Here is a 13,652-nt window from a genome sequence, read left to right as displayed (position 1 = left end):
AATATGTACTCTTGTAATGGACTTATTTTATAAACGCATATACGCTACGAAAACCTATGCGCCGCCTATTCACTGTATTTTTATTATTTATTCCGACAAGTATTGCCTTGGCGCAGACCTTTGGGGGGTATAGCACCAGCCCGGATGCCGGCATTTATGGCATTCTTACCAACCCGGCTACCGCTGCCAGCACCCATTTTAAATGGGATGTGAACATCGCAGGTGCTTCAGCGGCTTTGGGTAATACTTATGCCGGTTTTGCCAAAAGCGCCCTGCGTACGGATTCATTAAAACTGGGTACAGACTACTTCCCGGATACTACCTCCAACCTATACCAGTTTGCCTGGGCACAGGCAGACATTCTTATGCCTTCGGTCATGTATTCCATCGACGAAACCCAGTCGCTTGCCTTTACCTGGCGGGTGCGCGGGGCTGCAAACTGGGGGCCATTCAGCCCACGGCTACTTAATTTTGCCACCGTGCATTTTCCAAACAGCCAATATATCGGTCAAACGCTAGACATGGGTCATGTGGCTGGCACTTTCAATACCTGGAACGAGTTTGGGTTCACCTATGCCCGCGTATTAATGGAATCTACCTTCTCGCGGATCAAGGGCGGTGTTACCCTGAAATACCTGAGTGGCATCGCCTCTGGCTATGCGATCGTGTCTAACACTACCTTGCGCCTGAACAGCCCTACCAGCATGACGATAGATGGGGGGCACCTGGTGTATGGCTATACGGAGAACCTGGCGCGGGAAAGCCATCCGGACGAGCATTATTACAACCTGGGGCGCTATCCTGGCGTAGGGGCCGATATTGGTTTCACGTGGGAATGGCGGCCCGATTCGGAAGGTGGCGACGGCGCCGACTATGGAGGCAACGATTACTTTAATGACGATGCAGACGCTTACCGTTTACGTATAGGCGTATCCGTTACCGACATCGGCGGCATTAATTATAACAACGATTTATACAATACCAGCCTAAACCTGGATAAGCCCGACATTGATCCCCGCCTTCTAAACAAAAGCCGTGGTGAAAGTTATAAACACTGGTCCAACCGGGTAAAACAATACTTCACCAACGACCCGGTGCAACGCAGCAGTTATTACATGCAACTGCCCACCGCCCTGCATCTTTCTGCCGATTATCAGTTTGGCGGTGGATGGGCCTTGAGCGGCAACGCTGTATTTGGTTTAAACACCAACGCCAAAACCGATTTCCGCAATAACATGATCACCATAGCACAGCTTACGCCCCGCTACGAACATGGCTGGTGGAGTGCCTTCCTGCCTATGAGCGTGAACCGCTACCAGGGGGTAGATGTAGGCATGGGCCTGCGCTTAGGCCCGGTAATCCTGGGTAGCGGCAGTATCTTCTCCGACCTGGCCAGCAGCCATATAAAACGTGCAGACTTTTTCCTGGCGGTGCGCCTGCCCCTGGGCAATAGTAAACAAGGCAAAACGCGGGAAGAAAAACGAGCCATTCGCCAGGTGGAATGCGCTTTTTAATATCTACATCCTTCTTTTTTCCAGCGATCACTGGCCTGGTAATAAGCCACCCGGCCAGCCGTTTTCCTATCGTGGTTGGCAATGTCAAATCCTGTATTTTTGTGCGGGATCATTGCACGTAAACCATCGATCTGTAAGCCATGGACTATTCGCAAACACTGGACTTTCTCTATAACCAACTGCCTGTATTTACCAAACAAGGTGCCTCCGCCATCCGCAAGGGACTGGACAATACACTGGCGCTATGCGCAGCGTTGGGCAATCCGGAAAAACAATTTAAATCCGTACACATAGCCGGCACTAACGGTAAAGGCTCTACGAGCCATATGTTGGCAGCCATTTTCCAGGAAGCCGGTTATAAAACAGGGCTTTACACCTCTCCTCACCTCAAGGATTTTCGTGAGCGCATCCGCGTGAATGGCAGTATGATAGATCCGTTATTTGTGGTGGATATTGTAGCACGTTTGCAACCTGCTATACAGGAATTACAGCCCTCCTTTTTTGAGGTAACGGTAGCTATGGCCTTCTCCTATTTTGCAGAGCAGGGGGTAGACATTGCCATTGTTGAAGTGGGGCTGGGCGGGCGTTTGGATAGTACCAACGTCATTACGCCATCGCTATCCCTGATCACCAATATCAGTTATGACCATATGCAATTGCTGGGCAATACCCTACCGGAAATTGCCACGGAAAAGGCTGGCATTATAAAACCTGGTGTGCCGGTGGTGATCAGCGAAACGCAGACCGAAGTAGCGTCCGTATTCTATAACACGGCCACCTCCCTTCAAGCCCCGTTACATTATGCAGACCAGGAATTCCTGGTGCAAGATAGCCAGCCCAAAGGCACGCACCTGCAACTAGCTATTTTACACACACCCACCGATCATGCGCGCACGATAGACCTTGACCTGGGTGGCCAGTACCAGGAAAAGAATGTACTGGGCGTACTCATGGCGGTGAAACTTCTCCAGCAGCAAGGCTGGCACCTGCCCGAAGAGGGTATATACCAGGCCCTCTCCCACGTAAAACAACTCACAGGCTTGCATGGCCGCTGGGAAGTGATACAGCAACACCCGCTCACAGTATTGGATGTAGGACATAATGAAGCAGGCATCACGGAGATTGTGCAGCAATTAAGCCGGCAGGTATATAACCAGCTTCACATCGTAATTGGTTTTGTAAAAGATAAAGACATTGAAAAGGTACTTTCTTTGCTGCCCAAAACGGCGCATTATTATTTCTGCCAGGCCCAGATAGAACGAGCGCTGGAAGCAGACGTACTTACCCGGATGGCGTTACATCACGGCTTGCTGGGGCATACCTTTGCTAATGTGCAACTGGCCTATCATGCCGCACAACAAGCTGCCCATGCGGAGGATATGATATTGGTATGCGGCAGCTTTTTTATTGTAGGTGAAATATAATAACGCTTACTATTTAGTATTGAGTTAACTGGTACACTCATAAATTTTAAAAAGAGAAAAGCAGCGACATGGTCACTGCTTTTCTCTTTTTAAAACGGTATTGTTTTTACATTTTTATATGTCCTGTTCTCTCCAGTGCGTACAGCAGGTTAGTAACGTGTAGTGCCTGTACTATTTTATGGTCGCGCAGCAATTGTTTTACCTCATCTACACTCAGCTCCATTACGGCTATTTCCTCATTATCATCCAGGTCTTGTTCCTGCACTTTTACGCCACCGGTAGCCAGGAACATGTGGGTAACATTATTATTGGTGCTGGCGTTGGCAGATACGTTGCCAAGGTATGCTATATGTTCAAAAGAGAAGCCGGTTTCTTCCAGCAGCTCCCGTTGCATGGCCACCGTGGGCGATGCGTCTTCGGGGTCCATTGTGCCACCGGGCAGTTCGGTAATGGTTTGGCCATAGGCCTGGCGAAATTGGCGTATGATGAGTATCTTGCCTTCCTTCGTGAAAGCCACGGCATTTACCCAATCGCGGTACTCCAGCACGTAGTAAGGGTCTACAATCTTTCCATCTGGCTTCTGGCATTTATCACGACGGGCGGTAAGCCATTCGTCTTTAAAGAGGTAGGTCGATTCAAGTGTTTTCCAATCCATTGGATCCATGATCGTAAGTTTTATTTTTTACCAGCCCATGCGCTCCTTCAGGCGGATAATGTGCATGAGGTGATGGCGTCCGTGCCAGGCATAATTGCCGGCAATTTCTTTGAGTTTAAACGTCTTTTTACTGGCAGGATGGATAAAAGTGCGCTCCCATTGTTCCGGGCTGAGGTTGTCCATCAACACCGTCCAGCGTTTGTGCAGGGCGTGCAATAAGGTGTTGGAAACATTGATGGCCGTTTGTTTTGTGTCTGGCAGTTCGGCCCACGCTCCTTCCTCATATGGTTTAATGGTGGGATTGTCTTCTGTGAGAGCTAGTTTAAAGCGGGTGTAGGCATTGATGTGGCTATCTGCCACGTGATGCACCACCTGTGCTACGTTCCAGCCGCCGGGACGGTAGGGTGTAAGCAATTGGGCCTCGTCCAGATTCTGTACCGCAATTTCCAGGAGGGTAGGCAGATGGCGGATATCATTGATCCAACCTTCCAGTACGTGTTGGAAAATCTCCTCCGGCCATTCAAAATGCCCGATGGGATATTTTAAAACTTCTATATCGTCGGTTTCCATGGGCTGTAAGCGGGTGGTTTAATTTTCGCGTATATTCTTACCCGTTAGTTGAATAAATACATCTTCGAGGTTGGCCTTCTTCACTTGTTTGGGTCTTTCAAAACCGGAAGACACCAATTGGTCTATCAGTGCATCGGGCGAATCGATAGCGATGATTTGGCCACTGTCTACAATAGCACAGCGGTCGCAAAGAAATTCTGCCTCGTCCATGTAATGGGTGGTGATGACCACCGTGGTGCCGTGGGCGCGTACCTGCTGGATAAGCTCCCAAAGATTGCGGCGGGCCTGCGGATCAAGACCAGTAGTAGGCTCGTCCAGGAAGATGATCTTAGGTTTATTTATGAGGGTGGTGGCGATGGAAAACCGTTGTTTTTGTCCCCCGGAAAGTTCTTTGAATTTGGCTTTGGCTTTATCTTCCAGGTTAAAGCGGCTCAGTAGCTCTGTGGCGTTCACAGGTTGGTTGTAAAGGCCGCTAAAAAGGTCTATAAGCTCCGTGAGGGTAAGTCCAGGGTAGTAACCGGAGGTCTGTAACTGCACGCCAATGCGGGTTTTGATGGCTTCGGGCGATTTGTCGAGATCTAGCCCGTCTACAAGCACCTTGCCTGCCGTTTTTTCGCGCAGGGTTTCAATGATCTCCAGGGTAGTGGATTTGCCAGCGCCGTTAGGTCCTAGCAGGCCAAAAATTTCTCCTTCGAATACATCGAAACTAATCCCTTTCACCGCGGTAAAGTCGCCATATTGCTTCACCAGTTCTTTCACTTCAATGATCTTTTTCCTTTCCATGCGGGCAAGGTACGCCAGATTCGGAATTTATACAATGGTTCATATCATAAATATCGATAGCTTTTGCTTTGCGGCAGCGGTCGGCGGCAGGGTCTAAAAAAATAACGGCAGTCTCGCCATGAGACTGCCGCCGGCATATGCCTGATTCCGCGTTAAGTTATTGGTTAATGAAAAGCTGGGTGAAATAGATCACCCCTCCTTTTCCCGGTGCCGTACCGATGCCGGAAAGGTTGTATTTGCCTTCCATATTCTTACGGTGGCCGGGGCTATGTATCCAGCCATTCACGACCCCTTCTGCATCCAGGTTACCATAGGCCACGTTTTCGGCGGCCGCGCTTACCCGGCCTTTGAGCTTACTGTAAGTGGCCACCCGGTCTTCAAAGCCATCATGCCCGAAGGGTGTAATGCCATCAGCCATTTGCTGGCTATGCATTTCGGCCAGGCTGTCCATCAGCTTATTGGCCTGTAGTGGTGGCAGCCCTTTGGAGCTGCGATACTTGTTTACATAAAAAAGAATTTGCGCATTTAACGTAGCAGCGTCGGTACGGGCGGTTTTCACAGTAGTCTTGGCGGGTGGCATGGCGCCACGGGAGCAGGCGGCTGCCGGGCTTCCCGTTACGACCACCGCAGCAAAGAGCGCGATAAGGTGGTGTGTTTTCAAGGTATAAACGATTTTATTACAAATGGTATTTGCAAAAATAATACCGGCTGTAAAACGTTACTCCTGCTGAAATTATTGCGCTTCGCTAAACAGATGATGTACCCCTTCCATCATGGTTCTGGAACCAATGAAAATAGGTATCCGCTGGTGCAGCTTTGCAGGCTGCACGTCGAGCAATCGCTGTCCTGGTGCAGATAGGGACATGCCGCCGGCTTTCTCCACCAGGAAGGACATGGGGTTGCATTCATAACAAAGCCGTAAACGGCCGTGGTGGTATTGGCCAAAGGCGGGATAGAGGAACACCCCGCCCTGGATGAGCGTACGGTGTATTTCGGCCACCATACATCCTACAGCGCGATGCCGGTACACCTTTTCCTGGGCTGTTTTGGCCATAAAACTATCTATCACCTGGCGCACGGGCGCTTCGTACAAGTGGTAATAACCCATGTTCACCGAAAAAATATCGCCGGCTTCCGGGCATTTTAAATTAGGGTGCGACAAACAAAATTCCCCGATGGCCGGGTCTAACGTGAAGCCCTGCACGGAGCGGCGGGTGGCATATACCAGCATGGTGGAGGAGCCGTAAATGATGTAACCCGCCGCAATCTGGGCGCTTCCCGGCTGAAGAAAATCTTCCAGCTTACAGGGTGTGCCTTCGGGAGTAATGCGGCGGTATACCGAAAAGATGGTGCCGATGCTAATGTTCACATCGATATTGCCCGAACCATCCAGCGGATCAATAAGTACCACATACTTGGATTGCATGGAATGTTCATCCAGGAAAGGAATGAAGTCTTCATTTTCTTCGGAGGCCATCCCGCAACAATAAATGCTGGTACGGAGGGCATCGATAAACTGCCCGTTGGCAAATTCATCGAGTTTCTTCACCGATTCGCCCTGTACGTTGGTGCGTCCGGCTTCGCCGAGAATGTCTGCAATGCCGGCTTTATTTACGGCTACGTTTACGCGTTTGGCCGCCAGTCCTATGCCGCGCAATAGTCCGGAGAGCTGTCCGGTGGCACCTGGAAAATTACGTAACTCCTGGATGGTAAATTCATCCAGGGTCATGACGCTTTGCTTGCTGTTCATAACGAAGAGTTGTTTTGGTGTGGTTGTTGAACTTAATGATTATAAGGTAAAACTAAAATGAATGGGGCGAATGTAGGATAATTCGCGCTAAACAGCCACCCCCTGCCCCCTCCCTGCCAGGCTTTCCTAACGGGATTGTCATTTCCTAATGGGATTCTTTAGCGAAAATCCGGCAATTGCCGTACTTTGTCGCGCATTAATTAGCGTAGATCAATTCAATATGAAGGTTTTTAAATTTGGCGGTGCAAGCCTTGCCAGCATTGAACGCATACAACAGGTAGCCGCCATCGTGCGCAGTTTTGCGGGGGAAAAGCTGCTGATCGTGATCTCTGCCATGGGCAAAACCACCAACGATCTGGAAAAGGTAGTACAGCATTTCTATAATGGCCAAAAGGAACTGGCCCTGCAGCTACTAACCCATATCGAAGCGCAACACGTAGCCGTGGCAAAGCAGTTGCTGCAAAACCCTGCCCACCCGGTGTATCATCAATTGCAGCAATTTTTTACGGAAGCAGAATGGACCATCGGCGAAACGCCGGTACAAATGTATGATTACTATTACGATCAGTTAGTAAGCCTGGGCGAACTGCTAAGCACCGCTATCGTGAGTGCCTACTTTAATGAAAACGGTTTACAGAATGCCTGGGTAGATGTACGCGACATTTTTCGCACGGACGATAACTACCGGGATGCGAATATAGACTGGGAAGTAACCCAGCGCAACGTCACCGAAAAAATCCTGCCTTTGTTCAATGCGGTACCCCTGGTAATTTCCCAGGGCTTCATCGGCAGCACCGATGAAAACGAAAGTGTGACGCTGGGAAGGGAAGGTAGTGATTATAGTGCAGCGGTATTTGCCAACCTGCTCAATGCCGAAAGCCAAACCATCTGGAAAGATGTGGAAGGTCTCAAAAACGCCGACCCTAAACTGTTCCCCAACACGGTGAACATTCCCCAGATCACCTATAGCGAGGTGATAGAGATGGCTTACTACGGCGCCCAGGTTATTCACCCTAAAACCATAAAACCACTGCAAAACAAGCATATCCCGCTATATGTAAAGTGCTTCCTAAACAAAGACCTTCCGGGCACCAAGATCAGCGATACCGCCAATACAGCTCAACTGCCGCCCCTCATCGTTTTAAAACAGCAGCAGGTATTATTGTCTATCATCACCAAAGATTTCGGTTTCGTTACCGAGAAAAGCATCAGCGGTATTTACGACATTTTCCACCGGTTGAAAATACAGATCAACCTTATGCAAAATGCAGCCATCAGTTTTTCTTGCTGCATAGACCATAATCCAGAAAAGATAGCCGCCTTGATTAAAGCTCTCCAGGCTGGTTTTAAGGTTACTTACAACGAAGGGTTGTCGCTGCTCACCGTTCGTCATTATAACCAACCGCTTCTGGACGAATTACTCAAAGGCCGGGAAGCACTGCTGGAACAAAGGTCCCGTCATACGGTGCAAGTCGTGTATTAGAAGCAGCTACCATATCCGCTATAAAATGGCCGCCCACTGCTGTAGTTATTCCACTACATCACCAGGCGGCTAATCTTTTTTTATTACCAAAACCTCCACTCCTGGCTAGTTTCAGCACCACAAGACAAGTTGTTTAAAAATAATTAACCCCTCCCTGCAACCTTTTTCAATATCATCCGTCTTTTTAATGTAGATCAGTTGCAAAGGCCAAAAGTACCATCCGAAAAAAGCACTTTCCCTTCTCAGCTACATCTTACAACAAAGGTTTGTTTATCACAATTTCTGTCAACGATCAACTGTAGTGGGTGGGCCACCCCGCCATCACCTTATTCAAAGATTTTATAACTGCTGCATATATGAAGCATTATTTACTTGCAGGACTATTGCTCCTGGCTGGAATGACCCTGCGCGCCCAAAATAAACAAACGGACAATGGTACTGTACAATTAGCCGTACAGGACGCCCAAGGAAAAGGCTTGCCGTTTGTTACACTCCTGGTTAAAAAAGCACAGGACTCCTCCCTGGTAAAAGGCGAGTTGAGTACTGAAACCGGCCATGTGGCTGTAGACAAATTACCTTACGGACATTTTTTCGTGGAGGCTTCGCTGATGGGGTATCAAACAGTGCAAACCAAAACGTTTATCATAGATGCTGCTCATCCTTCCGCCAGGCTTAGTAACATCATCCTCCTTGTTAGCACCAAAAACCTGCAAGCAGTAAATGTGGTAGGTCAAAAACCATTCATTGAGCGCGTGGGAGGTACCACCACACTCAATGTAGAGAATAGTGTTTCCGGTACCGGCTCTACCGCACTGGAAATTTTGCGCAAAGCCCCCGGCGTAACCATCGATAAAGATGATAACATTTTGCTAAAAGGCCAGGGTGGCGCCACCGTTATGCTCGATGGGCGCCTCACCCACCTCAGCGGCGACCAGTTGGCCAACCTGCTTAAAAATATGAGCAGCGAAACCATCGCTTCCATAGAGATCATTACCAACCCTTCTGCCAAGTACGACGCCGCCGGTAGCACAGGCATCATTAATATTAAAACCAAGAAAAGCAAACTCACCGGCCTCAATGGCTCAGTAAATGCAACCGCCGGAAAAGGCATGTATGGCCGCTATAACGCCGGCACCAACATCAATTACATGACCAATAAGTTGAACCTGTTTGGCAACTATCACTATACCAATAACCATAAAGGTACCACCCGCGCCCTGGACCGCGAAGTAGCTGGCGATCCAAATGACCTGCTATTTCAACAACGTGTAAAAGAAATACATCACTACAGCAGTAATAACTATAAGGCGGGTATCGATTATTTCCTGACCAAAAAACAAACACTGGGCTTTATGTTTAACGGCTATAACAGCCAATGGCAGAACAACCGCCCCAGTAACACCTCCATCCGTAATGTGGGCATGGACATTGATTCGGTGCTGCATTCCCGTACTACCAATGATGAGCATTATAAAAACCAGACGTACAACCTGAATTATAAGGCCACGCTGGATTCCCTGGGCAAAGAAATTACTTTCGACGGCGACTTCGCCCGGTTCAGGAATACCGGGCTGGAACACCTGAACGACAGCATGTATAACCAGGCACAGGAAAAGTACACAGCCATTAACGGTATCCGTGACAATACAAAAACCAGCATCCGCATTGCCACCGCAAAAATAGATGCCACGCTGCCTTTCAACAAAACCACCAAATTAGACGCCGGCCTGAAAATGAGCTTTGTAAAAACAGACAACGACCTCCGCTACGACTCGCTTCGGGAGAGCCACTACCAGTTTGCCCCTTCACAAAGTAACCAGTTCATATACAAGGAAAATGTTTATGCAGCCTATGCCATGCTAAAACATTCATTCAAAAAGACCGATGTTGTAGTTGGCCTGCGCGCTGAACAAACATCCGCCACCGGCATTTCTCCCACCCTGACCAGCAGCTTTAAACGCTCTTATTTAGACCTGTTCCCTAATCTGTCTGTAGACCAAAAACTGGACAGTTTGCACAAGGTGGGCATTTCCTATTCGCGCCGCATTAACCGCCCGCAGTACGACCAACTGAACCCCTTCCTGTTCTTCTTAGATAAATTCCTGTATGGCTCTGGCAATCCTAACCTGATGCCCGAGTATATGAACAAACTGGAAGCTGCCTATACCTTCAAAGACAAGTACATTTTAACACTGGGATACCGCCATTCCAAATCCCTGATTAATGAATACATGTCTAACGATACTGTTACCAAAGTGGCCTACGATACCCAAATTAACTACGACAATTCCGATGGGTGGGACCTGGCTGTGACCATACCGGTGGATATCACCAAGTGGTGGAATTCCAGTAACAATGCCAATGTGAACCACACCAATTACCGCTTGAAATACGACCCGGTAAACCATCAGTTACTGAACTTTTCTAACACCAATTTCAACTACGGTTTTAACAGTAACAATACCTTCACGGTGAGCAAGGCCGTGAAGCTGGAACTCAGTGGTTACTACTACTCCAAATTTGCCGAAGGGTTGTGGAAAGGAAAGGCTCAATATTCGGTGAACATAGGCGCACAATATGTATTCCTGGATAAGAAGGCTACATTGAAACTCAATGTCCAAGATATTTTCAACACGCAGCAGTTTATTGGCGGCACTCATACTCCCCAACTAAACATCGACATCCGCAATAGCTGGGACAGCCGTTCTGCATCACTGAGCTTTACTTACCGCTTTGGTAAAACGGATGTGAAACCCATCCGGGAACATCGCTCTGATGAAGAAAACCGCGTGAAAGGAAACTAACGTACAGGCCTTGTTCCACGGCGGATGGTGTAGAGGGATCGGCATCGTTGGATGCTAACAAGGAGTGCAGATCGTAATGCATCATTCGCCGTGGGATTTTTTCGGATTTGTACTACCAAGTACGGGCGCAGGATTTTTCCTGCGCCCTTTTTGTTTTAGCTTTATGGATGCCCTCCTTGCAATGTGGGCCGTAAATCCCATTTCTGATCCTGTTAATTTTATTCTTTTAGCACCAGCTTTCAGGACGTCAATGGAAATCCGCAATAAACCCAGGCATCATCCATGATAAGCGCCGGAAATATATTTCTCCAGGTTTTGAATGGTATGCTGCTGCTCACGCATGATTTGCTTCACCAGATCGCCGATAGACACCAGTCCTACTAGCCGTTGCTGGGCATCAACCACGGGTAGATGCCGGATATGCTTATCTGTCATAAGCTGCATGCAGTGTTCCAATGTGTCTTCTTCCCTTACCGAAATGGGATGTTCGGACATGATGTCGTGAATAAATGTTTCGCGGGAATTGCGGCCTTTTAGTACCACACGGCGTGCATAGTCCCGTTCGGAAAACACGCCGAGGAAATGGCCGCCAGCATCCAATACCATGAGGGCCCCCACATTATAATTTACCAGCGCTTCCAGCGCCTGGTACACCGAATTGTCCGGTTGAATGGTGTACACTGCATGGCCCTTCACCTGCAGGATTTGTTTTACGGTAGTCATGTGCTGGAGTTTAGCGATGAAAGATTATAATTTTGGAAAACAGGAATAAAGACGAACGTCCATGTTAAGAAACGGGGAAATAATTATAGTACTTATCAAAGTGGAATATGTGCTATTTCTAAGATAATAAAAAAGCCAGATATGGGATGTTAACGGTTGGGTGCAGGATATATTTAAAAATGTTTAATACAAAAAGGCCGCTCCTAATGGAACGGCCACTGTTATTGGCTGACAAAAATAATTAAATGTTGCCTTTCTTCATTTCCTTCACGGCATAATCCACCGCCCTGGCGGTCATGGCCATATAGGTAAGGGAAGGATTTACGCAGGCGGCAGATACCATGGAGGCTCCGTCTGTTACGAACACGTTCTTTACGCTATGCATCTGGTTGTACCCATTGAGAATAGAGGTTTTAGGATCGCGTCCCATGCGGGCAGTACCCATTTCATGAATGGCCATGCCGGGATAAGATCCGCCGTCGTAGGTCTTCACATCTTTCAACCCGGCGGCTTCCAGCATTTCGGCTGCGTCGTTCATCATATCCTTGCGCATTTTCTGCTCGTTTTCCTTGAATTCGGCGTGAAACTTCAGCACAGGCTGCCCCCAGGCGTCTTTGGTGGAGTTATCCAGCGTTACGTAGTTATCTTCGTAAGGCAGGCATTCTCCGAAACCGCCCAGGCCCATACTCCAGTCGCCTGGTTCGGTGAGCATTTCCTTAAAGTCTTTACCTACGCCAATTTCTGCGATACCCCGCGCCCATCCTTCCCGGCTGGCACCGCCCTGGTAGCCGAAGCCACGCAGATAGTCGCGCTTATCGCTACCAATGTTGCGATAGCGGGGAATGTAAATACCATTGGCACGGCGGCCAAAGTAATATTTATCGTCGAACCCTTCCACTTTACCGGAGGCACCGGTACGGAAGTGGTGGTCCATCAGGTATTTACCCAGTACACCACTATCGTTGCCCAATCCATTAGGGAAACGGTTGGAGATAGAGTTCATCAGCACGAATGTAGAACCCAGGGTAGAGCCATTCACAAACACGATCTTGGCGTAATATTCGGTTACTTCCTTGCTGTGTTTATCAATCACGCGCACGCCGGTAGCTTTGCCGGCTTTTTCGTCATAAATTATAGAATTTACAATACTATCCGGACGCAGGGTGAGTTTGCCGGTAGCTACGGCAGCAGGCAGTGTAGATGACTGCGTACTGAAGTAGGCCCCGAATGGACAGCCCCGGCTGCACAAATTGCGGTACTGGCAGTTGGTACGGCCAGGCAGGGGCTCCGTGATATTGGCCACCCGGCCAATGGTCATGCGGCGGTTAGAAAATTTGCCTTCTATACTGTGTTTTACCGCTTCTTCCACACAATTCATGGCCATAGGCGGCATGAAATGACTGTCGGGAAGCTGAGGCAGCTTTTCTGCCTGGCCACTCACGCCAATGAAGCGTTCTACATAGGTATACCAGGCTTCCAGGTCTTTATAACGGATGGGCCAGTCTATGGCAATGCCATCTTTCAGGTTAGCCTCAAAATCCAGATCACTCCAGCGGTAGCTCTGGCGGCCCCACATAATAGATTTGCCTCCCACGATATCTGGGCGATACCAGTCGAAGCGTTTTTCCTCGTTATAAGGCGATTCGCTGTCGTTGATCCAATATTTTTCATTGTGTTCGCTATAAGGATAGTCGCGGCTCAGTTTGGGATGAGTTTCCCGCTGTTCTACTGTAATGCGTCCCCGGTGAGGGAACTCCCACGGGTCTTTGGTCGCCGTTTCGTAATCTTTTACGTGTTCCAGTTTTTTGCCACGGTCCAGCATCAATACGGTAAGACCATGTTCGGTAAGCTCTTTAGCGGCCCAACCACCGCTTACGCCAGATCCAATTACGATGGCGTCATAAGTATTTTGCGCGGCTGCTTTTACGTTTAAGTTCATGTGGAAA

General features: G+C 48.7%; 11 protein-coding genes. 4 read left to right on the top strand and 7 right to left on the bottom strand.

The window, feature by feature from the left end; genetic code table 11:
- The first annotated feature begins 56 nt into the window (after positions 1-56).
- Positions 57-1,514, top strand: coding sequence for a DUF5723 family protein (locus GA0116948_RS07510; RefSeq protein WP_089710706.1), 1,458 nt, complete (start codon positions 57-59; stop codon positions 1,512-1,514).
- 140 nt (positions 1,515-1,654) lie between these two features.
- Positions 1,655-2,938 carry a bifunctional folylpolyglutamate synthase/dihydrofolate synthase gene (locus GA0116948_RS07505; RefSeq protein ID WP_089710703.1) on the top strand — a complete coding sequence of 428 codons (1,284 nt, stop codon included), beginning with the start codon at positions 1,655-1,657 and terminating at the stop codon, positions 2,936-2,938.
- Between the two features lie 106 nt (positions 2,939-3,044).
- Here the strand turns inward: GA0116948_RS07505 and GA0116948_RS07500 are convergent, their stop codons facing one another.
- The 5 genes from GA0116948_RS07500 to fbp all read right to left on the bottom strand — a co-directional run bounded on the left by GA0116948_RS07500 (position 3,045) and on the right by fbp (position 6,696).
- On the bottom strand, positions 3,045-3,602 hold the full coding sequence (locus tag GA0116948_RS07500; protein WP_089710701.1) for an NUDIX hydrolase: 558 nt from the start codon (positions 3,600-3,602) through the stop codon (positions 3,045-3,047).
- 18 nt (positions 3,603-3,620) lie between these two features.
- Positions 3,621-4,163: a YfiT family bacillithiol transferase gene (locus GA0116948_RS07495; protein ID WP_089710699.1), complete on the bottom strand. Its 543-nt coding sequence runs from the start codon at positions 4,161-4,163 to the stop codon at positions 3,621-3,623.
- An 18-nt stretch (positions 4,164-4,181) separates the two neighbouring features.
- Complete coding sequence (locus GA0116948_RS07490) at positions 4,182-4,946, bottom strand: ABC transporter ATP-binding protein (RefSeq protein WP_089710697.1); 765 nt, start codon at positions 4,944-4,946, stop codon at positions 4,182-4,184.
- A 157-nt stretch (positions 4,947-5,103) separates the two neighbouring features.
- Positions 5,104-5,607 (bottom strand): CAP domain-containing protein, encoded by a 504-nt coding sequence (locus GA0116948_RS07485; RefSeq protein ID WP_089710695.1) that lies wholly within the window; start codon positions 5,605-5,607, stop codon positions 5,104-5,106.
- A gap of 72 nt (positions 5,608-5,679) precedes the next feature.
- On the bottom strand, positions 5,680-6,696 hold the full coding sequence (gene fbp, locus GA0116948_RS07480; RefSeq protein WP_089710692.1) for a class 1 fructose-bisphosphatase: 1,017 nt from the start codon (positions 6,694-6,696) through the stop codon (positions 5,680-5,682).
- Positions 6,697-6,916: 220 nt separating this feature from the next.
- Between fbp and GA0116948_RS07475 the strand changes: the two genes are divergently transcribed.
- Positions 6,917-8,179 (top strand): aspartate kinase, encoded by a 1,263-nt coding sequence (locus tag GA0116948_RS07475; RefSeq protein ID WP_089711138.1) that lies wholly within the window; start codon positions 6,917-6,919, stop codon positions 8,177-8,179.
- 356 nt (positions 8,180-8,535) lie between these two features.
- Positions 8,536-10,983 (top strand): outer membrane beta-barrel family protein, encoded by a 2,448-nt coding sequence (locus tag GA0116948_RS07470; protein ID WP_123891727.1) that lies wholly within the window; start codon positions 8,536-8,538, stop codon positions 10,981-10,983.
- Between the two features lie 276 nt (positions 10,984-11,259).
- On the opposite strand, the gene GA0116948_RS07465 is transcribed toward GA0116948_RS07470, so the two are convergent.
- Positions 11,260-11,706, bottom strand: coding sequence for a CBS domain-containing protein (locus GA0116948_RS07465; protein ID WP_089710689.1), 447 nt, complete (start codon positions 11,704-11,706; stop codon positions 11,260-11,262).
- 241 nt (positions 11,707-11,947) lie between these two features.
- Positions 11,948-13,645: a GMC oxidoreductase gene (locus tag GA0116948_RS07460; protein WP_089710686.1), complete on the bottom strand. Its 1,698-nt coding sequence runs from the start codon at positions 13,643-13,645 to the stop codon at positions 11,948-11,950.
- Between the last annotated feature and the right edge of the window lie 7 nt (positions 13,646-13,652).

Origin of the sequence: Chitinophaga costaii (genome assembly GCF_900094705.1) — a bacterium.
GTDB classification, from domain to species: Bacteria; Bacteroidota; Bacteroidia; order Chitinophagales; family Chitinophagaceae; genus Chitinophaga; species Chitinophaga costaii.
Note: the sequence above shows the minus strand (reverse complement) of the source record. Positions and strands in the feature narration are given on the sequence as shown.